The organism is Nonomuraea sp. SYSU D8015, from assembly GCF_008065375.1.
Lineage (GTDB): Bacteria > Actinomycetota > Actinomycetes > Streptosporangiales > Streptosporangiaceae > Nonomuraea.
The window spans coordinates 125,650-147,331 of sequence record NZ_VJYI01000025.1 but is presented as its reverse complement, the minus strand read 5'-3'; the positions used below and the strand labels follow the sequence as shown (position 1 = coordinate 147,331).

Genomic DNA, 21,682 nt, shown 5'->3' with positions numbered 1-21,682 from the left:
GACGGTCGCCGCTAGAGGCCGCAGAGCTCGTCGAGGGACTTGGCGCCGCCCTTGTCGGTGTTGCGGGTCGGCGTCTGGGTGGGCGAGGCCGCGCGGGTCTTCGTCGGCGTCGCCCCCGTGACGCTGGGGGAGGCGCTGACGCCGGCCGTCTGGGCCTGCTTGCGCGGGCGCATCGAGTCGTTGATCGCCTTCTTCGCCGCCTGGCGGATCTTCGCCCAGTCCGCGCTGCCCGGCCAGAACTCCGGCGGCACGAACTGCAGGCTCGTGATCTTGGCGTCCTTGACCTTGACGGCCACCTGCACGAGGGGCTGCACGAGCGGCTCCGGGATGTTCGTGGAGGCCATGCGCTTGGCCGCGCCGGCGATCTTGCCGAAGTTCGTCAGGATGACGGTGGGTGTGGCCTGCTGGGCGAAGGCGCCGATGACGCAGCGCTGGCGGCCCATACGGGAGAAGTCGTCGCTGTTCACGCGGGAGCGGCCGTACCAGAGGGCCTGCTCGCCGGTCAGCTTGCGGTAGCCCGCCTTGATCGTGCCCGCGGTGCCGTACAGACCGCCCCACTTGATGTCCTGCTCGACACGGATCTTCAGGCCGCCGATGGCGTCGACCAGCGCCGCGAAGCCGTACATGTTGATCAAAGCGTAGTAGTCGATCTTCAGGCCGAGGGTGTGGCCGATGGCGTCCATCAGGGCGCGCGGGCCCTTGTTCTTGCCGCCCATGATGTCCGGGTGGTCGTTGGCGTACTGCCAGACCTCGTTGAGCAGGCCGCCGTTCGGCAGCTCGGCCATGAAGCCGTTGGGGAACTGCCGGGCCAGCGGCGAGGAGGGCGGGAAACGCACGTGCTGGAGGTTGCGCGGCAGGCTGAACAGGACCGTGTTGCCGGTCTTGATGTCCACGCTCGCCACCGTCATGCTGTCGGTCCGCATGCCGGTGCGGTTGCCCGCCGCGTCGCCGCCGACCAGCAGGAAGTTCACCCGGGTCCGGCCTCCCCACGGGTCCGCGGCGTTCTGGGCGATGGGCGGGACGTCGGAGTCAGGCGCGGAGGGGAAGACCGCCTGGATCGCGCCCCGGGCGGTCCCCACGGTCTGGGCGACCAGCGCGAACGGCGACATGACCGCCACGCACAGCACGCCCACCACGATGCCGGTCACCACCTGGCCCTGCTGGTTCAGCCGGTTCGGGCCGAGGACCACGTAGGAGACGACCATCAGCGCGAACCAGGCGAGGCCGAGCACCGAGGCGACGACCATCACCGTGATCATCATGCTGGAGTCGGCGAAGGCGGTGAGGCTCTCCAGGAGGTTCGCCCGGGTCAGGGCGAAGGCCAGGGCGCCGAGCAGGATCACCGCGTACACGATGACGAGGGTCATCCCGGTACGGCGATGCCCGGCCCGCAGGTGTGCGGCGCCGGGCACGATGGCGGACAGGGCGGTCCAGCCGAGTACGGATGCGGTCGTGAGCGGTTTGGCGAAGCGTGGGGCGCGGGGGCCGCGCCCGCCGGGGCGGGACGGGCGGGAGCCGGGCGCGCCGGAGCCGGACGGGCGGGACTCGGACGGCCGGGACTCGGACGGGCGGGAGCCGGATGCGCCGGAGCCGCCCGATGCCGGACGCGGGCGGCGCGAGGGGCGCTTTTTCCTGCCTCCTGGCACGGCATCGACCCCATCGCGCTTGCTCACACCGGCTCCTTCACATGCCTACCAGGCAAAACCGTCGTTGCCCCCCGTTGGGCACAAGATTGCCAGGATTCTAGTCCCCATATATGGACATCCGAGACATGTACTCAACATGAGATGAACACCACGTGCATTTCAGGAGGTCGTTGAGGACGGCGCCATCCACGTGTTGCACTGGTACGCCTTGCTCCGCTCCCACCCCTGGCGGAACCAGCGGTAGTTGTTCTGGGGCGAGCCGTGGTCGCGAGGATAGCCCGGGTAGTCGCCCACCTGGCCGTAGAACGAGAACAGCCGCGCGCGGTTGGCCGTGTTCACCGGGTACGACGCCGCCACCGACCGCATCCACATCGCGCCGAAGCAGGTGGCCTGCAACTCCAGCCGCCGGCTCAGCGCCAGCTTGCCGCTCTGGCTGGAGGACTCCAGCGTGCTGCTCCACCAGGAGTTCATCAGGCCCGTGACGTTCTGGACGTGGTGGCCGTACTCGTGGGCCATCATGCTGATGATGCCGCCGTGCCAGGAGATGATGTCCCCGTAGCCGCGGGAGTTGCCGTTGCCGCTCGCCATGGCCGACGTGGAGGCGTAGATCGTGCTGTTGCGGGGGCAATAGTACGGCACCATGCCGCCCGGATGCGGGTAGTCGCCGCACGCGCCCCTGCCGCGCCTGGCCGCGATGGCATAGCCGGGCGGCCGGAACGGGATGCCCTGCTTCTGCAGGATCGGCCCCCAGGCCCGGTCCATGCACCGGCCGGTCTTCAGGATCAGCGCCTTGAGCTGGGAGTGGTTGTAGATGCTGACGTTGCCGGCCGGGCAGTTCAGCCGCGGCAGTGCGCCCGCCCGGTAGACGGTGTTGTTCTTCAGGCTCGTGTTGACCTGTCTCTGCGGTGTGACCGTCTCGGGCTCCTCGCGCTCCTCCTGCGTCGGCTCGCGGGTTGGCCGCGTCCTCGTCGGGAAGGGCTCGGGCTCGTCGGTGTCGTACGTCGGGATCGCGACCGGATTCGTCGTCTCCGACCTCGTCGCGCTCTTGAGCATCGCCGCCCCCACGACGATCAGCACGAACAACGCCGCCATCGACCCGAACACGATGCCGAGCACCCCGACGACGCCCATGCCGGACTTCCTGCGCGGCGGCGGCTGGTGCCAATGCCGCGGCGGCATCGGCGGCGGCGGTGGTGGCGGTGGCGGCGGGGGAGGAGGAAACGGCTGCCGGTACTGATGGCCGTACGGTGGAGGCGGCGGCGGGACCTCGGGCTCGAACTTGCGCGTGCGCCCGTCACGAGGACCGCCCGGCGGGTACGGCTGGCCCTGCGGGGGATAGACCGGCCCCTGAGGCGGAACGCCTTGGGGGTGGGGAGCCGGGGGGTACGGGCTCCCGCCCTGAGGCTGCGGCCGGCGGTGACCCGGTGGCGGCCAGGGCAAGGAAGGTGGCCTGTGTGGCTGTCCTGGCCCTTGTGGCGGGGGTGGATATTGCCCGTTCCCTGTCACCGTGTCGCCCCCTTCACCCGGTTGTCTGGAATGACTAGCTTTGTGCCGCGACTTGACGGACCCTTGGCAAATTTGGGGCAAAAGCATACTGATTTATCACCCGTCACGGATGTAGCAGCACTCGGTTACAGTCCGAAATCATTCGAGGTGATCTGCGTTATCTCCCGGTCCGCGGACCGGGTGGTGTCCTAGCTTCTTTGGCATGAATCTCCAGCAGCTCCGCTATGTGGTCGCGACTGCGGAGCACCGCACCATGACCGATGCGGCCAGGTCGCTGTACATCGCGCAGCCTGCGCTTTCCCGCGCGATCCGCGATCTCGAGCGAGAGCTCGGCATGACCCTGTTCGCCCGTTCCGGCCGTGGCGTCGTCGTCACCGCGCAGGGCCGGCGGGTGGTCAAGCTGGCTAGGGAGGCGCTTGACGCCGTCCACGAGATCGAGGGCCTGGCCAACCACGGCGGCGTCACCGAGGCGGAGCTCCGCATCGCCGCGACGCCCAGCCTCGAGCCCGGACTCGCGGGGCGGCTATTGCCCGCCTACGCGGCCGAGCACCCCGGTGTGCGCGTTCAGATCGTGCGTTGCGACGGCCGCGAGGGCGTCGTCACCGCGATCCGGGATCAGCGAGCCGATCTCGGGCTCACCGATCTGCCCGTGCCCGCCGACCTCATCACCCACCCGCTCGAGCGCCAGGAGATCGTGCTGATCTCCCCGCCCGGGCTCGACCTTCCCAACCCGGTGCCCATGGGCAAGCTGCACGGCATGCGCCTGGCGCTGCCGGCCCGCGGCAGCACCCGGCGCAGGGAGCTCGACGCGATGTTCGGCAAGTACGCCGTCACCCCGACGGTCGTGCTCGAAACCGACGAGCGCAACGGCTGGCTCAACGCGGTCCGCGCCGGCCAGGCCTCACTCCTGTGGTACCGCGGCATGGCCGAGCAGGCCGCCCGCGCGGGCCTGGTGGTGCGCTCGCTCGAACCCGCCGTGCGCCGGGTCATCGCCGTCGTGCACGCCCGCCGCCGCCTGCCGCTGATCGCCCAGGACTTCCTGGCCACCGCCGAAAAGGGGACAGCCGCCTGACCACTTTTCGGAACGCTCCATCTCCGTTATCCGCCTCCAACCAACCCCCCGAACCCACTGACGCATTTTGGGCCCGGACCAACCGAGCCCGAGGGGCCCGGCGCCGAAGCCGTGCCCCTGAGGGCCGCCACGATATGAGCCCCCCGCTCAGCCCCTGATCCTCCCCCGGCGACGAGCGTCGCCACGCTCGCCGCGTTCGCCGCGGGACAGATCTCCAGCTGGACAGCAGCCCCTTGACGGCGATCTCCAGCCCAGCACGCGCCACACTCGTGGGTGCCGCGCGCCTCGGGCCCCCGATCCGCCGGCGAGGGAGGCGGTCGCCTGTTCGCGGCGACCGCCGGTTTCAGCGGGACACCGGCAGCCGCACCACGGCCCGCAGGCCCGGCGCGGCGTCCTCCAGGGCGACCGTGCCGCCGTGCGCGCGCACGGTCTCCCGCACGATGGCCAGGCCCAGCCCGGCGCCGCCCTCGTCGCGGCTGCGCCCGGAGTCGAGCCTGGTGAAGCGGTTGAACACGCGCTCGCGGTCCTGCTCGGGAATGCCGGGGCCGTCGTCGGTGACCGTCAGGACGCCGTCGGCGGTCAGCGCCACCTCGACCTTGGAGGTGGTGTGGCGTACCGCGTTGTCCATGAGGTTCGTCAGCACCCGGCTGAGGTCGAGGGCGTCGCCGCGGACCATGACCGGGTCGCACACGGTCAGCCGGGCCTCGCCGTACCGGTCGACGGTCTGGCGCACGACCTCGTCGAGGTCGACCGGCTCGCTCCTGGCGGGGACGCCGCCGCGCTCGTCCAGCCTGGCCAGCGCCAGCAGGTCCTCGGCCAGCCTGGACAGGCGCATCGCGTCCTCCAGGACGCCCTCGGCGGTCTCGATCCAGTCCTGGCCGTCGGGGTGGCCGAGCGCCACCTCCAGCTGCAGCCGGATGCTGGCGAGGGGGCTGCGCAGCTCGTGCGCGGCGTCGGAGACCAGCGCCCGCTGGCGCTGCTCGGCCTCCTCCAGCCGGGCCAGCATGCCGTTGAGCGTGGTGGCCAGCGAGTGCACCTCGTCCCGCGACTGCGGCACCGGCAGCCGGCGCGAGCGCGCGGTGTGCGTGATGTCGGCCGCGCCCTTGCGCAGCGCCGCGATGGGGTGCAGGGTCCGGCCGATCATGATCCAGCTGGCCACGGCCAGCAGCACGACCAGCGCGGGCGTGCCGACCAGCAGGACCCGCCCGGCCGTGGCGAGGCTGGTCTGGATCTCGGTGATGGGCCTGGCCGCGATCACGGTCTGCCCGCGGTCCGCGCTGAGCACGACCACCCGCAGGAAGCCGGGGATCGCGTACGGCCGCCCGTCCAGCACCCTGGCCCGCCCCTCGCGCAGCGCCTCGGCCCTGGCCGGGGCGTCCAGCAGCGGCACCAGCCGGTCGGTCCCGTACGTGACGTGCGTGATCCGCCCGCTGGCGTCGATGACCTGCACGATCGTGCCGTCGTGCGTGGAGATCGGGCTGGTCAGCGTGCCGGCGTCGGCCGCCACCCGCACGGCGTCGGCCTGCCGTCTGGTGCTCTCGTCCACGGTGTCCATCAGGGCCCGGTCGAGGACGCTGAGCAGCACCGACGCCGACAGCGCGAGGGCGAGGGCGAGCACAGCGGCGGCCGCCACCGTGAGACGGAAACGCAGCCCCTGGCGCCGCCACCACACGAGCGGGGAGTCAGCCACCGTCGCCCGCCAGCCGGTAGCCCGCGCCGCGCACGGTCTGCAGCGCGTTCCTGCCGAACGGGGCGTCGATCTTACGGCGCAGGTAGCCGACGTACACCTCGACCACGTTGGGGTCGGTGTCGAAGGTGTCCCACACGTGCTCCAGGATCTCCGACTTCGACACCACTTCGTCGCGCCTGCGCATGAGGTACTCCAGCAGCGCGAACTCCCGCGGCGTCAGCTCGACCGAGGTCCCGTCCCGCTCCACCTTGCGCCGCGCCGGGTCCAGCGACAGGTCGCCGGCCACGAGCACCGAGGGCCGCCGTCCCGCGTCGCGCCGCAGCAGCGCCCGCAGCCTGGCCACCAGCACCACGTACGAGAACGGCTTGGTCAGGTAGTCGTCGGCGCCCAGGTCGAGCCCGTCGGCCATGTCGTACTCGCCGTCCTTGGCCGACAACATGAGGATCGGCACCCAGTTCTCCTCCGCCCGCAGCTGCTTGCACACGTTGTAGCCCGACAGCCTGGGCAGCATGATGTCGAGCACCACGACGTCGTAGTCGCCGTGCCGGGCCGCGTGCAGCCCCTCCTCGCCGTCGTGGGCGAGGTCCACGGCGAAGCCCTCAGCCTGGAGCCCCCGCTGCAACGCGGCGGCCATCCGCCGCTCGTCCTCGACGACAAGTACTCTCATGTGCTGATTCTCCCGTCCTGTCCCTGAGATCGCGCTGAGAAGACTGAGAGGCGTCTCAGACTGTCTCAGGTCCGCCTAAGGATGCACGACGCAGGCTGTGTGCATCGACATACCGTTAAGGAGTGAGATGCGCAGAGGCACGTTCGTGAGGTGGGGGGTTCCGATCGCGGCCGCGGCCGTGATCGGGGGAGCGATCGGCGCCGGCCCCGTCATAGCCGCGGTGAGCGGCGATCCCGTGCTGCCGGAGCGCTCGGCCGAGCAACTGCTCGCCGACGCCGCGGCCGCGACCAGCAAGTCGCAGGGCATCGCGCCGATGTCCGGCACGGTGCAGCAGACGGCGTCGCTCGGCCTGCCGGCACTGCCGCAGACCGGGGGCGGGAGCGCCACGTCGCCGCTCAGCCTGCTGTCCGGCTCGCACGAGGTGAAGGTCTGGTACGGCGGCGACGAGAAGTTCCGCGTGGCCATGCCGACCCAGCTGAACGAGACCAACCTGGTCGTGAACGGCGACCAGGCCTGGTACTGGGACAGCGCCACCAACACCGCGACGAAGCTGACGATCAAGGCCGGGGACGGGCAGAAGCCGGTCACGCCGACGCCGCAGCCGACCGACCTGACGCCGCAGCAGGCGGCGCAGCGGGTGCTGTCCGAGGTCGACGAGCACACGACCGTCCGGGTGATCAACACGGCCGAGGTGGCGGGCCGGCCGGCCTACCAGCTGGTGCTGGCGCCCAAGGCGGAGGGCTCGCTGGTGCAGGAGGTACGCATCGCGCTCGACGGCGAGACGTACGTGCCGCTCCAGGTGCAGCTGTTCGCCAAGGGGTCGGCGGAGCCGGCGTACCAGGTGGGCTTCACCCAGGTGACGTTCACCCAGCCGGCGGCCGAGAACTTCACCTTCACCCCGCCCCCGGGCGCGAAGGTGGAGGAGGCGACGCTCGGCGAGGACGGCGAGAAGGCCGAGGAGCGCGCCGAGCACGCCGCCGGCGTGGCCGACAAGGTCAAGGTCGTCGGCGAGGGCTGGGCGCGGGTGGCCGTCGTGCCGTTCAAGCTGTCGGACCTCCAGGCCCAGGCGCAGTCCCAGGACGGGTCCGACGAGGGCAACGCGGCCGCGATGTTCGACACCGTGCTCAAGTCCGCCACCCCGGTGAGCGGCACGTGGGGCTCCGGCAAGCTGATCAAGACCAAGCTCGTCACCGCCCTGCTGACCGACGACGGCCGCCTTCTGGTCGGCGCGGTCACGCCCGAGGAGATCACCAAGGCGGCGGGCGTCAAGTGACCGCCGTCACGCAGGAAGCGGGGGCGCCCTTCGGGGCGGCCCCGCCCTCGGGGGACTCCGAGGCCGCTTCTGAAGCCATCGTCACGCGCGGTTTGACCAAGCGCTTCCGCGGCGGCCAGGTCGCGGTGGACGCGCTGGACCTGGCCGTGCCGCGCGGCTCGGTGTTCGGCTTCCTCGGGCCCAACGGCTCGGGCAAGACCACCACCATCCGCATGCTGCTCGGCCTGGTCGCGCCCACGGCGGGGGAGTACTCCGTACTCGGCCTGCCGCCCGCGCACGCCCTGCCCCGGGTGGGGGCGCTGGTGGAAGGGCCGGCGTTCTACCCGTACCTGTCCGGCGCGGCCAACCTCATGCGCTTCGACGCCGCCGACCCGACCGCGCAGCGTGCCACCGCCAAGCGGCGCATCGGCGAGGCGCTCGAGCGCGTGGGCCTGTCGGCGGCCGCGGGCAAGCGCTACCGTAACTACTCCCTCGGCATGCGCCAGCGCCTGGCCATCGCGGCCGCCCTGCTGGGGCCGCGCGAACTGCTCATCCTGGACGAACCGACCAACGGGCTCGACCCCCAGGGCACCCGCGAGGTGCGCGCGTTGGTCAGGGAGATCGCCGCCGACGGCACCACCGTCTTCGTCTCGTCCCATCTGCTGGGCGAGGTCGAGCAGATGTGCACGCACGCGGCGATCATGCGTACCGGCAAGCTCGTCGCACAGGGCACGATCGCCTCGCTGAGCAGCGGCCGCGTCGCCCGCGTCAAGGTGGAGACGCCGGACGCGGCCGACGCCGCGCGTGTGCTCGGCACGCTGGGCCTTGCCGATGTGCGGGCCGGCGACGGGGAGGTGACCGCCGAGCTGGGCGGGCACGCCCCCGAGGAGATCAACGCCGCTCTGGTGGGGCAGGGTGTGGCCGTACGGGGGCTGGCGGTCGAACGGCCGAGCCTCGAAGACGTGTTCGTGGGGCTGACCGGGGAGGGATTCGATGTCGACGGCTGACACCGACATCGGCGCGGGAGCTCCGCTCCCTTCGCCGGCGGAGAGCCGGCGCACGCCGGGGCTGGTGCCGGTGGCGGAGACCATGCGCACCGCCGAACGGCACGCGCCCGAGATCATCGCCTCGCCCGAGCCTCCGCCCGCCAGAGGCACGTGGGCGTTCTGGCGGCTGCTCGGCTCGGAGCTGGGGCTGACGTTCCGCCGGCCGCGTAACCTGGAGCTGCTGGCCGTGCTCGGCGCCGTGCCGATCCTCATCGGCGTCGGGTTGAAGCTCGCCGCCGGCTCCGCCGACGACCCGGAGATGGGTGGCATCCTGCAGGACGTCGCGGGCAACAGCCTGATGCTGACGTTCATGTCGTTCTCCTTCCTCGTCCTGCTGCTGATGCCGGTGGCGATCAGCGTGGTCGCGGGCGACTCGATCGCGGGGGAGGCGGGCACGGGGACGCTGCGCTACCTGCTGGCCGCGCCGGCGGGGCGCACGCGGCTGCTCGGCGTGAAATACCTGAACGCGGTCGTCTTCGCCTACGCGGCGACGGTCGTGGTGGCGCTGTCGGCGCTGCTGACCGGGCTGATCCTGTTCCCCGGCGGGTCCGTGACGCTGTTGTCCGGCACCACCGTCTCGATGGCGGACGGGCTGCTGCGCATCCTCATCACGGTCGGGTACGTGGGCGCGGGCATGGCGGCGCTGGCCGCCGTCGCGCTGGCGCTGTCGACGTTCACCGAAGTGGCCATCGGGGCCATCGCCGGGACCATGGTGCTGGTCATCGTCTGCCAGGTGGTGCGCGCGATCCCGGACCTCGCACCGATCTTGCCGTACCTGCTGCCGACGAGGTTCACCGACTTCGACGCGGTGCTGCGCAGCCCGATCGACACGGCGTCGCTGCGGGACGGGCTGCTGACGTTCGGGGCGTACATCGCGTTGTTCGGCTCGATCGCCTGGGCCCGCTTCTCCGGCAAGGACATCACCTCCTGACGCCCTGACCTCCGGCCCGAGCGCCGCCCGCGTCCGCGGGGCGGCGCTCGCCGCGTTTATGGCGTTGCGGACGGCCGCGCCGCCGACGGATAATTCCATGCTTTCCGTCGGCAGACCCGTGTGCGGGTCCGGACACGGCGCGTAGCCATGTCCTCACACATCCGGAGGTGCAAAACCATACCGCTTTATGCCCGGCTCGTCCGGTACGGCTTCCGCAAGCACGCCACCTACGTCTGGGCAGCGCTCGCCGGCGCGTTCACCAACAGCGTGTTCGGCGTCCTGCGCGCCTACATCCTCATCGCCCTGTGGCAGGCCCGCCCCGGGCTGGCCGGCTACGACATCGCCGACGCCATCACCTACTGCTTCATCACCCAGGCGTTCATCGGGCCGATGCAGCTGTTCGGCGGCGGCCTCGGCCTCCCCGAGCGCATCCGCAGCGGCGACATCGCGCTCGACCTGGTCCGCCCGGCCTCGCTCCAGCTCTGGTCGCTGGCGGAGGACCTGGGCAGGGCCGCCTACCTGTTCGTGGTCCGCGGCCTGCCGCCGATGCTGCTCGGCGCGGCGTTGTTCGGCATCGTCGTGCCCGCCGATCCCGGCCGGTGGGCGGCGTTCCTGAGCGGGTTCGCGCTCGGGGTGCTGGTCAGCTTCGGCTGGCGCTACCTGATCGCGCTGTCGGTCTGCTGGCTGGTCGACGATCGGGGCGTCGCGGTGCTGTCGCTGGTCCTGTCGACCTTCTTCTCCGGGTTGATGCTGCCCCTCCACATCTTCCCGGGCTGGCTCGGCGACCTGGCCGCCGCGCTGCCGTGGGCCGCCATGGTCCAGATGCCCACCGACCTCTACCTCGGCAAGGCCCCGGTCCTGGAGACGTTCGCCCTCCAGGCGTTCTGGGCGGCGGTCCTGCTCGGGCTCGGCGCGCTCGCCACCAGGGCGATCCGCCACAAGGTGGTGATCCAGGGTGGTTAGGACCTACTTCCTGCTGGCCTGGACCTGGACCCGCGCCGCCGCGGCCTACCCCGTGTCGTTCTGGCTGATGACCCTGGGCGGCATCGTCATCGCCAGCCTCGACGTGGCCGTCATCCTGGTCATCTTCGCCAACACGACCACGCTCGCCGGGTTCTCCCGCGAGGAGGTCCTCTTCCTCTACGGCACCTCGAGCGTCTCCTTCACCGTCTGCGACCTTTTCGTCAGCAACATCGACCGGGTGAGCCAGCACATCAAGGCCGGCACGCTCGACACGTTCCTGATCAGGCCGGTCAGCGCGTGGATCCAGCTCGCCACCGACCGTTTCACCCCCAACCGGGCGGGGCGGGTCCTCCAGGCGAGCGTGGTGCTCGGCTACTCCATCGCCGCGCTCGACCTCGACTGGCGGCGCGCCTGGATGATCCCCGTCATGGTGATCACGGGCATGGTCATCTTCACCGCGCTGTGGACGCTGGCCGGGGCGCTGCAGTTCGTGCTGACCGACGCGCCGGAGGTGAGCAGCTCCTTCACCTACGGCAGTCAGCAGCTCAGCCAGTACCCGCTCGCCATCTACGGCCGCGACCTGGTCAGGGGAGTCACGTACGTCCTCCCGCTGGCCTTCATCAACTGGCAGCCCGGCCTGTACGTGCTGGGCGAGGACGATCCCTTCGGCACACCGGAGTTCATGAGGTTCCTCGGGCCGGCCGCCGCGCTGGTCCTGGCCCTGCTGGCCGCGCTGGCCTGGCGTCAGGGCATCAGGCACTACCGATCAACGGGGAGTTAGGATGATCGAGCTCGACCGGGCGGGACGCTCGTTCAAGGTGAAGAGAAACGTCGTCCACGCCGTCCGCGACCTGTCGTTCACCGTGTCGGCAGGGGAGTTCGTCGGCTACCTCGGGCCCAACGGCGCGGGCAAGTCCACCACGATCAAGATGCTGTGCGGCATCCTCACACCCACCTCCGGCCGGGTGCGCGTGGCCGGGCTGGACCCGTCGCGCCGGCGCACCGCGCTCGCGCGACGGATCGGGGTGGTGTTCGGGCAGCGCACCACGTTGTGGTGGGACCTGCCGCTGGCCGACAGCTTCGAGCTGATCCGGCTGCTCTACAAGGTCGACCGCGTCGCGTTCACGTCCCGGCTCGCCGAGCTGACCGAGACGCTCGACCTCGGCGGGTTCCTGCGCACGCCGGTGCGGCAGCTCAGCCTGGGGCAGCGTATGCGCGGCGACCTGGCCGCCGCGCTGCTGCACGCGCCCGACGTGCTGGTGCTGGACGAGCCCACGATCGGGCTCGACGTGGTGAGCAAGGCCGGCATCCGGGACTTCCTGCGACGCCTCAACGCCGAGCAGGGCACCACCGTGCTGCTGACCACGCACGACCTCGGCGACATCGAACGCCTGTGCCGCCGCGTGATGCTCATCGACCACGGGCGGCTGTCATTCGACGGGACACTGGAGGAGTTGATGGCCACGGCCCCCGACCAGTCCACGATCGAGGATGTCGTCACCCGCCTCTACACGGGCAGCACCGCTCAGTAGTAGTTGCTGCTCTCGGGCGCGGCCTCGTAGTCCTCGTCCATGTCGTCGCGCTGGCGCGACCAGCGCGACGGCATCAGCACCGGGATGAACAGCGCCACGCCCATCAGCGCGAACACGCCCGTCGTCAGCAGGGTCCTGGCGCCTTGGCCGGCCTCCCTGATGATCTGGTTCACCGACGGCTCGGCCGGGATGAGGGACAGCGCCCGGTTCATGTCGAGCGCGTAGACGACCGTCCACGCCAGCAGGACCATGGACGGCACGAACGTCGCGAGGGGTGAGATCCTGCCCGCCACCACGAGCCCGAAGACGAGGCCGACCGCGGCCATCGCCCCGAGTGCGATCCACATCTTCTGGCTGTCCGGCGGGGTCGCCGCCGCGTTGCCGACAGCTTGCTGCACGGCCCAGCCCCCGCCTCCGAGCACGGCCACCGTCACCACGAGCCCGACGAGCAATCCAGCCAAGTGCCGCAACGTTCTCACCTCTATGTCAACGTAATCGGCACGACACTAGCGACAAAGCTGTTTGAGTTACCAGGCATTGTGCATTCGAGGTCTCATCTGACCCTGCCCCGTGAGACGATGTGGCACACCCATGCGTGCGCAACTCCCCCTCCGGCTCGCGCGGACGGCGGCCTTCTCCGCCGTCTGCGTGACCCTCGCCGCGCTCGCCCACCTGCTGGGCGGCGGCTCGGGGCCCGAGCCGTGGGCCGCGGGGCTCGGGCTGGCCGTGGTGGCCGGGCTCGGGCTGGCGCTGTGCGGCAGGGAGCGCTCGCCGGCGACGATCAACGTCGTGCTCGTCGTGGCGCAGCTCGGGCTGCACGAGCTGTTCGCGGGCGAGCAGACGGCCTACGTCTCCGTCCATGGGCACGGGGAGGGGCTGGCGGTCAACGCCGGCATGCTGGCCGCCCACCTGACGGCCACCGTCGTCACGGGTCTGTGGCTGGCACGCGGCGAAGGCGCGCTCTGGGCGCTGCTGCGCCGCCTCGGCCGTCGGTTCACGCTGCTGATCGCCGTCGCGGCGCCCGCCGTGCGGCCGTTCGCGCCGATCGTCTTCACCCGGGTCGTCCCGCTCCAGCCGGGGTTCCGGCACTGTCTGGCCAGGCGCGGTCCTCCACTTCCCGCCTGACCTTCTGACACCTCTTCTCTTTTCATCAGCCAAGTGGAGTTTCGCCATGTCCTTCGTACGCCGAGCCGCGACCGTGCTCGCCGCCACCGCCGCCCTCACCGCCGGGCTGGCTCTGCCCGCGCTGGCCCACGTCACCATCCAGCCGGGCACCGCCGAGCAGGGCGGGTTCACCAAGGTCGCCTTCCGGGTCCCGAACGAGCGCGACAACGCCTCGACCACCAAGATCGAGGTCACCTTCCCCGCCGACCACCCGCTGGCGTTCGTGTCGGTCAAGCCGTTGCCCGGGTGGGAGGTGAAGGTGACGGAGGGCAAGCTGCCGACGCCGGTCAAGACCGAGTACGGCGAGCTGGAGGAGGCCGTCACCAAGGTCGTCTGGTCGGGAGGCAAGATCAACCCGGGTGAGTTCCAGGAGTTCGAGGTGTCCATGGGGCAGTTGCCCAAGGACACGGATCAGCTGCTGTTCCCGACGAAGCAGACGTACTCGAACGGTGAGGTCGTCGACTGGTCGGAGGCACCGAAGGCGGACGGGACGGAGCCCGAGCACCCTGCCCCGTTGCTCAAGCTCGTGCCCGCCGCCTCCTCCTCGTCCCACGGATCGGCCACCACCACCACCGCCCCCGCCGCTGCTTCCGCCTCCGGCTCGCCGACGGTCGGCACGCCGGTCGCCGACTCGTCGGCATCTGACGGCACCGCCCGTCTGCTGGGCGGCGCGGGCCTGGCGGTGGGCGCCATCGGCGTCGTCATCGCCGCACTCGCCCTCCGCCGCCGCCCCACCACCTGACGTCCGGCTGTCCGCCGGCCACGCCTGGCACCCGGGCGCTCGTCACTCGGGCGCCCGGCGCACCCAGAGGCGTCCGGTCCCGCATAGGACGGCTCCTGTAGTGGATCGGCCTGCGGGGCCGCCGGACCCGTCCCCGCCGGCCGGACGGCCCCTGCGCGTGTGGGGTCAGCGGTCGGTGAGGCGGTAGACGAAGCGGAGGCCCGACCAGGTGGCGTCGATGGCGGCGACCTTGTTGTCGACGAGGCCCATGGACAGGCCGTAGTCCCGGATCGGGTTCTCCGACAGGTCCGTGGGGATCTTGCTCGAGCGCTTGGGCCAGCACACCCAGAGACCGCCGTTCTTGGCCAGGCAGGCCTTTGCGACGGGGAAGGCGTCGTGCAGCGCGGCGAAGTCCGGGCAGAAGACCAGGATGACGTCGTACGGCTCCCCGTCCGCCGTCCGGTGCACCTCCGCTTCGGGTTCTCCCAGGTCGAGGCCGTCCGGGGCGGCGAGCGCCAGCACCCGGTGCCCGGGCTTGACGCCGAGCTTGCGGGGGAGCGGAGTCCCCGAATATCCGGACATGTCCACCAGCGTGACACAACGCCGAAATGTCCGTGTAAGCGAGGAGATACTTACTAGCCGGTAGGAACCTCCTTAAAGGGGAAGGAGATCCTTCGGAGGCTCTTTTATGCAGATCGACGGGGATGTGGTTCCCGGATACCCCTTGAGCTGGCAGGCCCGCGTGCTGACAGGTCTGATGCGCGGGACGTTGAAGCCGGCGTCCACGCTCTTGATGCGCCATCCGCTCGCTCTGGTCGGCGCGGCGCGCCTCGGCGAGGTCACGCGCCTGGTCCAGGTGCCCCAACCGGCGCACGTCTCGATCGTGCCGGAGGTGTTATCGGACTGCGGCGGCGAGTGGGTGCGCGCCGGGCAGGGGCTCGACGAGAGCAAGGCGGTGCTGTACTTCCACGGCGGAGGGTACTTCGCGTGCTCGCCGCGTACGCACCGGTCCATCACGTGGCGGCTGTCGGTGGCGGCCAGGCGGCCGGTCCTGGCGCTCGACTATCGCCAGGGCCCGGTGTACAAGCTGGCGGACTCGCTGGCCGACGCCCTGGACGCGTACGACTGCCTGCTGCGGCGCGGCCACGCGCCCGAGGACGTCATCGTCGCGGGCGACTCCGCCGGCGGCCACCTGACGCTGGCCACCCTGCTGGCGCTGCGGGAGCGGGGGAGGCCGCTGCCGGCCGCCGCGATCTGCCTGTCGCCCTGGGCGGACCTGACCGACATTCCGCGCCGCGCGAACCGATGGCAGGACCCTCTCCTCCCGGCCGGCCGGGTACGGTGGCTGGCGCGCCGGTGGACGTCGGGCCTGGACCCGCGCGATCCGCTGGTCTCGCCGGTGTACGGGGACTTCACGGGGCTGCCACCGCTCATGATCCTGACGGGGTCCACCGAGGTGCTGCGTGACGAGGCGCGGCGGGTGGCCGAGCGGGCGCGGCGCGCCGGGGTGGCGGTACGGTACGAAGAATGGCGGTGTATGCCCCACGTCTTCCCGATTCTGGCCGACCTGTTGCCCGAGGCGCGGCTGGCGTTCCGGCACATGGCGGAGTTCCTGGCCGCGGTGGGCGCCGGCCCCGTGGCCATGGACGACGCGGCGGCGGCCTGATTCGGCGAAGATCCCCACCCCACTGGCAACGCGCGCCTCGCACCGTGTAAGGTTAGGTATACCTAACTTCGTCAGGGGGGACAGTTCTTCATGGCTGACAAGCCCGCGGATCATCACCGTGGCGTCGTCCTGCGGACCGAGCGGCTCTCGCCGCACATGATCCGGATCGTGGTCGGCGGCGACGGGCTGGCCGACTTCGCCATCTCCGGCCTGACCGACCACTACGTGAAGATCGTCTTCCCCTACGAGGGCGTCGACTATCCCGAGCCGTTCAGCGTGAAGGCCTGCCGCGAGACCATGCCGCGCGAGCTGTGGCCGCGGCTGCGCACGTACACCGTGCGAGCCTGGGACCCGGACGCCCGCGAGCTGACGCTCGACTTCGTCGTCCACGGCGACGAGGGCTTGGCCGGGCCGTGGGCCGAGCGGGCGAAGCCCGGTGACGTCGTGCTGATGCTGGGCCCCGGCGGCGGCTACGCGCCGGACCCCGAGGCGGACTGGCACCTCCTGGTGGGAGACGAGAGCGCGCTGCCGGCCATCGCGGCCTCGCTGGAGGCGCTCCCGGAGGGGGCGCTCGCGCACGTCCTGGTAGAGGTGGACGGGCCGCAGGACGAGCTGAAGCTCGGCACGGCCGCCGACGCGCGGATCTCCTGGCTGTATCGCGACGGGCGGCCCGTGGGCGAGCTGCTGGTCGCGGCGGTACGCGGGCTGGAGTTCCCGGAAGGTGACGTGCACGCGTTCGTGCACGGCGAGGCGGGCTTCATCAAGCAGCTGCGCCGCCACCTGCGCATCGAGCGGGGCATCAGCCTGGACCGGCTGTCGATCTCCGGCTACTGGCGGGCCGGGGTCGACGACGAGGGCTGGCGCGCGGTCAAGAAGGACTGGAACCGCGAGGTCGAGGCCGAAGAGGCCGCCGTTATCAGCGCCTGACCCCATCGGGCGACGCGGACGCGGAGGACCGGTCCCGTCATTAAGCTGAACCCATGGCGCTCTCGTGGCGGCCGCGCGGCGCGGTGGCGGACGTCCTCGTGGCGCTGGCCGTCGCCGCCGTCCTGGCCCTCTACCCCCTGGTGAGCCGCACCGACCTCACGCCCATGTGGCCGTACGGCCATCTGCTGCTCCTCCTGGCCCCCGCCGCGTTGCTGTGGCGCCGCCGCCATCCGGTGCCCGTGCTGCTCCTCGAGATGGCCCTGACCTCCCTCTACTTCGCCAACGGCTACCCCGAGGTCCCGATCTACGTGGCCTGCATCGTGGCCCTCTACACGGTCGCCGACCGGACCCACCCGCTGATCGCGGTGGCCTGCGGGGCGCTGGTGGTGGCCGGGGCCGTCTGGCAGGAGCTCAGGTCGGCCATGTCGCCCGAGGACATCCTCATGATCACGGGCTGGCTGCTCATGGTGATCGCCTTCGGCGCCGCCGCCCGCAACCGCCGCGCCTACCTGGTGGTGGCGGAGCGGCGCGCGGTGATCGAGGAACGGCTGCGCATCGCCAGGGACGTGCACGACGCGGTGGGGCACGCGATGTCGCTGATCAACGTCCAGGCCGGGGCCGCGCTGCACCGGATCGCCGACCGGCCGGAGAAGGCGCGTGAGGCGCTGGCGGCTATCAAGCAGGCCAGCGCCGAGGCCCTGCGGGAGCTGCGGGCCACGGTGGGCGAGCTGCGCCAGGATCCCGGGCTCGGCGAGCTCGGACGGCTGGTGGACAACGCGCGCCGGGCCGGGCTGGAGGTCCGCTTACGGCAGCCGCGGGAGGTGCGCCTGCGGCCCGAGGTGGATCTGGCGGCGTACCGGATCGTCCAGGAGGCGCTCACCAACACCGCGCGGCACGCCGGCGCCACCCACGTCCGCGTCGAGCTGGCCGTGGCCGGCGGAGAGCTGACGATCGACGTCGAGGACGACGGCGCCAACGCGTCCGGCGGGACGGAGGGCAGCGGCCTCACGGGCATGGCCGAGCGGGTGGCGCGGCTGGGCGGCACCCTGGAGTACGGCCCGCTCGACGGCGGGGGCTTCCGGGTGCGGGCAACGCTGCCGGCCGGCGACGACCGCGCGGGACGCCGATGATCAGCGTGTTGCTGGCCGACGACCAGCGGCTGGTGCGGGCCGGGTTCCGGCTCATGCTGGAGGGCGAGCCGGACCTGCGCGTGATCGGCGAGGCCGGCGACGGCCAGGAGGCGGTGCGCCTGGCCCTCGCGGAACCGCCGGACGTGGTGCTCATGGACGTGCGCATGCCGGTGCTCGACGGCATCCAGGCCACCCGCCGCATCGTCACCGACCCCGCCCTGGCGGGGGTGAAGGTGGTCATCCTCACGACGTTCGACATGGACGAGTACGTCTACGGCGCGCTCCGCGCCGGGGCCAGCGGCTTCCTGCTCAAGGACACCGAGCCGATGGAGCTGATCCACGCCGTCCGGGTGGCCGCCAGAGGAGACGCGCTCATCGCGCCGGCCGTCACCAGGCGGCTGATCGCCGAGTTCGCCGGGCGGGTGACCCGGCCGGTGCCCGAGCTGACCGGGCTGACCGAGCGCGAGCGGGAGGTGCTCGGCCTGGTCGCGTCCGGGCTGTCCAACGAGGAGATCGCCGACCGGCTCGTGCTCAGCCACGCCACGGTGAAGACGCACGTCAGCCGCATCCTCGGCAAGCTCGGCGCCCGCGACCGGGCGCAGCTCGTGGTGGTGGCGTACGAGTCGGGGCTGGTGACGCCGCGCTGGGTCCGCGGTGACCTCTAGCTGCGAGGCACAAAAGAGGCGAAACACCACTTCAGGCCATCTGATCACACCATTTACTTACTCTCGGGGAACGACCGCCTTACCTCTAATACCCCTTATGTAAGACACGCGGAAAGGCCCCGCGGATCCGGTCACAGTGTGCTTGCCGTGTCCAGATCAAGGAGAGGCGAACCGGATGGCGCGTGGGGAGAGCGGCATGCCACCTGGCGTGCGACCGCTTACGGTGGGCGACCCGGTCATCATCGGCCGATATCTTCTCCTCGGCCGCCTCGGCACGGGCGGGATGGGAGTGGTCTATCTGGCCGAACACCCTCAGGGTGGCCTGGTCGCGCTCAAGACACCGCATGCGGTGCATCTCAACGATGCCACGCTCCGGGCTCGCTTCGCTGAGGAAGTGGCTTTCTCGCGAAGATTGGTGCCCTTCTGCACGGCGGCGGTCGTGGAGGACGGCACCGACAAGGACCGCCCGTACCTGGTCACGGAGTACATCCCCGGCCCGGCCCTCTCGCAGGTCGTCATGGCCAACGGGCCGCTCACACCCGACCTGGCCTACGGCGTGGCGCTCGGCGTCGCCGCGGCGCTGGTGGCCGTGCACGAGGCGGGACTCGTGCACCGGGACCTCAAGCCCGGCAACGTGCTGCTGTCCACGGACGGACCGCGGGTCATCGACTTCGGCATCGCCCGCGACGTCGACACGCTCGCCGCGCACACGCAGGCCGGGCAGGTCATGGGCAGCCCCGGCTGGGTGGCGCCGGAGCGGCTGACGGGCGGTCCGGCGCTGCCCGCGTCGGACGTGTTCGCGTGGGGGTGCCTGGTGGCCTTCGCGGCGTCGGGGCACCACCCGTTCGGCGGCGGGGAGCCGGACGTGTTCACCAGGCGCGTCCTGCTCGATCCGCCGCGCCTGGACGGCGTGCCCGCCATGCTGCGGCCCGCCGCCGAGGCGGCGCTGGCCAAGGACCCCGCCGACCGGCCCAAGGCCGCCGACCTGCTGCGGGCGCTGCTGGCCGCGGGCGGCGTCGGCGACCCCTGGGACCTGCGGCAGGCGGTGGCGGAGGTGCTCGGGGAGATCTGGACGCCCGTGCCGTACCCGCCCGGCGGAGGGCTGGTACGCCTCGCGTCGCCGCCCTCCGCCGGGCCGGAGTCCGGCACCGCCCCGCGGCGCAAGAGCAGGGCAAAGGCGGGGGCGCATCTGTCGCACGCCAGCTTCGCGGCCCTGGCCACCGTGTCCATCGCGGCGGTCACGGTGATCGTGGCCTCGGGCACGGACGCGACGAGGATGGGCGGCGGCTCCCTGCTGCCCGGCAACCCGCCCGCCGTCCAGCCCCAGGGCAGCGCCGACTCCACCATCCGGCCGTCCGCCACCCCGGGCCGCGTCCTGCCGCCCACCACGCGGGCGGCGACCGTGGCGCCCGTCACGTCCACGCCGACGGTCTTCGTCACGCACACCCGTACGAAGGACCCGGTCGCCGTCCTGAGCCCCTCGGCCGACCGCGGCAAGGACACGTCCCGGCCGTCGAGTTCGAGCGGCCCCGGCGATTCGGACGGGCCCGATCCCGGCGACTGCGCGAACCCGATGGGCCGCGGACGCGGCAACGCGGCGGCCCGCCGCGACTGCCCGCAACCGTCCGGTTCTATCAGCACGATCCCCCAGGAGGGCCCCGGCGAGTCCCCGCCGCCCTCCACGTCCGCAACCGCCGGCCCGACGGGGACGGCCTCCGCCCCGTCCTGACCGGGCCCGGCGAGTCCCCGGCTGATCCGCCCGGGGGTCACCGCAGGCCACGTTTCGCGTGATCGCCTCTCCTGTGCCTCTTGACGTCGATGTGGCTCGTCGATCATGCGGGAGAACGTGTCCAGGGCCGGGGCGCACGTCCCGCGTGCGGTCCGATCCAGGCGGCGGGTGTCCTGGCGCGTCGACGCCTAACAGGCGGACCATCAGCAGCGCGATGTCGTCGCGGGCGCCGCTGCTGACGCCCAGGCGTGCCAGCAGGGCGTCGGCGAGGCGCTCCGGGCCGAGCCTGTGGAACCGGGCGAGCGCGTCGGTCAGATGGGCCAGGCCGACGTCGATGTCCTCGCCGCGGCGCTCGATGAGACCGTCGGTGTAGAGGACGAGGGTGCTGCCGCCCGTGTAGGACAGCTCGGCCTGGGGACGGTCGACGTGCTCGGAGCGGGCGCCCAGCGGAGGGTCGGTGGCCTGGTCCAGGAGCGTGCAGGAGCCGTCCGCGTGAAGCAGGACGGGCGGCAGATGGCCGGCGCTGCTGTAGCTGATACGGTGTCCTCTCGTGTCGATCATGGCCTGGACGGCCGTGGTGTTCAGCGCTTCCTCGAGCGAACGCGCGTACAGGCAGAGCACGTCCAGCGCCGGCGCCGGGTGCTGTACGGCGCGGATCGCGGCGCTCAGCGCGCTGCGCAGCATCCCCATGACCGCGGCGGCCTCGAGGCCGTGGCCGACGACGTCGCCGACCGCGACGGCGAAGCGGCCGTCCGGCAGGTCGACGACGTCGTACCAGTCGCCGCAGACGTTCAGCGTTCCCACGGCCGGCAGGTAACGCACCGCGATGTCCGGGTGGAGCTCCAGGTCGGGGGCGCGGAGCATGGCTTCCTGCAGGGCGAGCGCGACCCGGCGTTCACGGGCGTGGGCGTGGCGGAGCTCCTCGTTCAGCCGATGCAGTTCCTGCGCCCTGGCGTACAGCTCCGCCTCCATCGCCTCCTCGGGCCTCGTCGAGCCGCGGACCGCGGGGCGGCCGGATCGGATGAACTCGGTCACGTCCTCCACCCGATGGATGATCCACACCACCGTCCCGTCCGGCGCGAGGACGGGCGTGTTGATCGGGGACCACCAGCGCTCCTCGAAGACCCCGGGGCGGCCGGCGACGGGGATGTCGTACTTCTGCAGCACCATCGTGTCCGGTTCGCGGTAGGCGAGCACACGGTGCAGCGACGCGCTCAGGTTCCTCACCCCGCTGGCGTGGGGGTCGTCGGGGTTGTCCGGGAAGGCGTCGAAGATGTGCCGTCCGATCAGATCGTCGGAGGTACGGCCGGTCGCGCGCAGATAGGCCCGGTTGACGTCGGCGATCACCAGATCAGGGCCCAGGACCAGGCAGGGG

General features: G+C 71.6%; 20 protein-coding genes and 1 pseudogene. 14 read left to right on the top strand and 7 right to left on the bottom strand.

The features are described from left to right. Positions 1-11: 11 nt before the first annotated feature. Together ID574_RS49395 and ID574_RS49390 are read right to left on the bottom strand one after the other, a co-directional pair. Positions 12-1,673 carry an LCP family protein gene (locus tag ID574_RS49395; protein WP_223167874.1) on the bottom strand — a complete coding sequence of 554 codons (1,662 nt, stop codon included), beginning with the start codon at positions 1,671-1,673 and terminating at the stop codon, positions 12-14. Between the two features lie 132 nt (positions 1,674-1,805). Further along, a complete protein-coding gene (locus tag ID574_RS49390; protein ID WP_223167873.1) occupies positions 1,806-2,777 on the bottom strand; it encodes a neutral zinc metallopeptidase in 972 nt (323 codons plus the stop codon). A gap of 577 nt (positions 2,778-3,354) precedes the next feature. On the opposite strand from ID574_RS49390, the gene ID574_RS49385 reads away from it, so the two are divergent. Further along, the gene (locus ID574_RS49385; protein ID WP_188196015.1) at positions 3,355-4,224 is read left to right on the top strand and encodes a LysR family transcriptional regulator; all 870 of its coding nucleotides are present in this window, start codon (positions 3,355-3,357) and stop codon (positions 4,222-4,224) included. Positions 4,225-4,567: 343 nt separating this feature from the next. Here the strand turns inward: ID574_RS49385 and ID574_RS49380 are convergent, their stop codons facing one another. Together ID574_RS49380 and ID574_RS49375 are read right to left on the bottom strand one after the other, a co-directional pair. After that, positions 4,568-5,914 carry a sensor histidine kinase gene (locus ID574_RS49380; protein WP_188196014.1) on the bottom strand — a complete coding sequence of 449 codons (1,347 nt, stop codon included), beginning with the start codon at positions 5,912-5,914 and terminating at the stop codon, positions 4,568-4,570. Further along, entirely contained in the window at positions 5,907-6,581 is a 675-nt protein-coding gene (locus ID574_RS49375; protein ID WP_188196013.1) for a response regulator transcription factor, read from the bottom strand. The genes ID574_RS49380 and ID574_RS49375 overlap by 8 nt, the downstream gene beginning before the upstream one ends. A 127-nt stretch (positions 6,582-6,708) precedes the next feature. On the opposite strand from ID574_RS49375, the gene ID574_RS49370 reads away from it, so the two are divergent. From ID574_RS49370 to ID574_RS49345, 6 genes are all read left to right on the top strand, one after another. Beyond that, positions 6,709-7,854 carry a LolA family protein gene (locus ID574_RS49370; protein WP_188196012.1) on the top strand — a complete coding sequence of 382 codons (1,146 nt, stop codon included), beginning with the start codon at positions 6,709-6,711 and terminating at the stop codon, positions 7,852-7,854. After that, positions 7,851-8,840 (top strand): ABC transporter ATP-binding protein, encoded by a 990-nt coding sequence (locus ID574_RS49365; RefSeq protein ID WP_188196011.1) that lies wholly within the window; start codon positions 7,851-7,853, stop codon positions 8,838-8,840. Before ID574_RS49370 ends, ID574_RS49365 begins: the two co-directional genes overlap by 4 nt. Continuing rightward, complete coding sequence (locus ID574_RS49360; RefSeq protein ID WP_188196010.1) at positions 8,827-9,810, top strand: ABC transporter permease; 984 nt, start codon at positions 8,827-8,829, stop codon at positions 9,808-9,810. The genes ID574_RS49365 and ID574_RS49360 overlap by 14 nt, the downstream gene beginning before the upstream one ends. 147 nt (positions 9,811-9,957) lie before the next feature. Then, the gene (locus ID574_RS49355; RefSeq protein WP_188196009.1) at positions 9,958-10,773 is read left to right on the top strand and encodes an ABC transporter permease; all 816 of its coding nucleotides are present in this window, start codon (positions 9,958-9,960) and stop codon (positions 10,771-10,773) included. Next, the gene (locus ID574_RS49350) at positions 10,766-11,554 is read left to right on the top strand and encodes an ABC transporter permease (RefSeq protein ID WP_188196008.1); all 789 of its coding nucleotides are present in this window, start codon (positions 10,766-10,768) and stop codon (positions 11,552-11,554) included. Before ID574_RS49355 ends, ID574_RS49350 begins: the two co-directional genes overlap by 8 nt. A gap of 1 nt (position 11,555) precedes the next feature. Beyond that, a complete protein-coding gene (locus ID574_RS49345) occupies positions 11,556-12,305 on the top strand; it encodes an ABC transporter ATP-binding protein (RefSeq protein ID WP_188196007.1) in 750 nt (249 codons plus the stop codon). On the opposite strand, the gene ID574_RS49340 is transcribed toward ID574_RS49345, so the two are convergent. Continuing rightward, positions 12,299-12,766: a hypothetical protein gene (locus tag ID574_RS49340; protein WP_223167872.1), complete on the bottom strand. Its 468-nt coding sequence runs from the start codon at positions 12,764-12,766 to the stop codon at positions 12,299-12,301. The two genes, ID574_RS49345 and ID574_RS49340, sit on opposite strands and share 7 nt — an antisense overlap. 130 nt (positions 12,767-12,896) lie before the next feature. Here ID574_RS49340 and ID574_RS49335 point away from each other — a divergent pair, with 130 nt between their 5' ends. Further along, positions 12,897-13,430 carry an MFS transporter gene (locus ID574_RS49335; RefSeq protein WP_188196005.1) on the top strand — a complete coding sequence of 178 codons (534 nt, stop codon included), beginning with the start codon at positions 12,897-12,899 and terminating at the stop codon, positions 13,428-13,430. A 46-nt stretch (positions 13,431-13,476) separates the two neighbouring features. Next, positions 13,477-14,211, top strand: a complete 735-nt coding sequence (locus tag ID574_RS49330) for a YcnI family copper-binding membrane protein (protein ID WP_188196004.1) — start codon at positions 13,477-13,479, stop codon at positions 14,209-14,211. 165 nt (positions 14,212-14,376) lie between these two features. Here ID574_RS49330 and ID574_RS49325 read toward each other — a convergent pair whose 3' ends face one another. After that, positions 14,377-14,772, bottom strand: a complete 396-nt coding sequence (locus ID574_RS49325; protein ID WP_188196003.1) for a DUF3052 domain-containing protein — start codon at positions 14,770-14,772, stop codon at positions 14,377-14,379. 106 nt (positions 14,773-14,878) lie between these two features. Between ID574_RS49325 and ID574_RS49320 the strand changes: the two genes are divergently transcribed. The 5 genes from ID574_RS49320 (at position 14,879) to ID574_RS49300 (ending at position 20,307) form a co-directional block, all read left to right on the top strand. After that, positions 14,879-15,856: an alpha/beta hydrolase fold domain-containing protein gene (locus tag ID574_RS49320; RefSeq protein WP_223167871.1), complete on the top strand. Its 978-nt coding sequence runs from the start codon at positions 14,879-14,881 to the stop codon at positions 15,854-15,856. Between the two features lie 90 nt (positions 15,857-15,946). Beyond that, the gene (locus tag ID574_RS49315; RefSeq protein ID WP_188196002.1) at positions 15,947-16,783 is read left to right on the top strand and encodes a siderophore-interacting protein; all 837 of its coding nucleotides are present in this window, start codon (positions 15,947-15,949) and stop codon (positions 16,781-16,783) included. A 53-nt stretch (positions 16,784-16,836) separates the two neighbouring features. Then, positions 16,837-17,913, top strand: a complete 1,077-nt coding sequence (locus tag ID574_RS49310; protein WP_188196001.1) for a sensor histidine kinase — start codon at positions 16,837-16,839, stop codon at positions 17,911-17,913. Then, positions 17,910-18,578, top strand: coding sequence for a response regulator (locus tag ID574_RS49305; RefSeq protein ID WP_188196000.1), 669 nt, complete (start codon positions 17,910-17,912; stop codon positions 18,576-18,578). Before ID574_RS49310 ends, ID574_RS49305 begins: the two co-directional genes overlap by 4 nt. Positions 18,579-18,786: 208 nt before the next feature. Continuing rightward, on the top strand, positions 18,787-20,307 hold the full coding sequence (locus ID574_RS49300) for a protein kinase domain-containing protein (RefSeq protein WP_188195999.1): 1,521 nt from the start codon (positions 18,787-18,789) through the stop codon (positions 20,305-20,307). 252 nt (positions 20,308-20,559) lie between these two features. On the opposite strand, the pseudogene ID574_RS63165 reads toward ID574_RS49300, so the two are convergent. Then, positions 20,560-21,654: pseudogene (locus tag ID574_RS63165) on the bottom strand (PP2C family protein-serine/threonine phosphatase); the annotation flags it as partial. Between the last annotated feature and the right edge of the window lie 28 nt (positions 21,655-21,682).

Bases quoted from the DNA above. Each gene is read 5' to 3' on its own strand.
- ID574_RS49310 (WP_188196001.1), top strand. From the start codon at position 16,837: ATGGCGCTCTCGTGGCGGCCGCGCGGCGCGGTGGCGGACGTCCTCGTG.
- ID574_RS49325 (WP_188196003.1), bottom strand. From the start codon at position 14,772: ATGTCCGGATATTCGGGGACTCCGCTCCCCCGCAAGCTCGGCGTCAAG.
- ID574_RS49355 (WP_188196009.1), top strand. From the start codon at position 9,958: ATGTCCTCACACATCCGGAGGTGCAAAACCATACCGCTTTATGCCCGG.
- ID574_RS49315 (WP_188196002.1), top strand. From the start codon at position 15,947: ATGGCTGACAAGCCCGCGGATCATCACCGTGGCGTCGTCCTGCGGACC.
- ID574_RS49345 (WP_188196007.1), top strand. From the start codon at position 11,556: ATGATCGAGCTCGACCGGGCGGGACGCTCGTTCAAGGTGAAGAGAAAC.
- ID574_RS49385 (WP_188196015.1), top strand. From the start codon at position 3,355: ATGAATCTCCAGCAGCTCCGCTATGTGGTCGCGACTGCGGAGCACCGC.
- ID574_RS49370 (WP_188196012.1), top strand. From the start codon at position 6,709: ATGCGCAGAGGCACGTTCGTGAGGTGGGGGGTTCCGATCGCGGCCGCG.
- ID574_RS49360 (WP_188196010.1), top strand. From the start codon at position 8,827: ATGTCGACGGCTGACACCGACATCGGCGCGGGAGCTCCGCTCCCTTCG.
- ID574_RS49305 (WP_188196000.1), top strand. From the start codon at position 17,910: ATGATCAGCGTGTTGCTGGCCGACGACCAGCGGCTGGTGCGGGCCGGG.
- ID574_RS49375 (WP_188196013.1), bottom strand. From the start codon at position 6,581: ATGAGAGTACTTGTCGTCGAGGACGAGCGGCGGATGGCCGCCGCGTTG.
- ID574_RS49330 (WP_188196004.1), top strand. From the start codon at position 13,477: ATGTCCTTCGTACGCCGAGCCGCGACCGTGCTCGCCGCCACCGCCGCC.
- ID574_RS49335 (WP_188196005.1), top strand. From the start codon at position 12,897: ATGCGTGCGCAACTCCCCCTCCGGCTCGCGCGGACGGCGGCCTTCTCC.
- ID574_RS49320 (WP_223167871.1), top strand. From the start codon at position 14,879: ATGCAGATCGACGGGGATGTGGTTCCCGGATACCCCTTGAGCTGGCAG.
- ID574_RS49390 (WP_223167873.1), bottom strand. From the start codon at position 2,777: ATGGGCGTCGTCGGGGTGCTCGGCATCGTGTTCGGGTCGATGGCGGCG.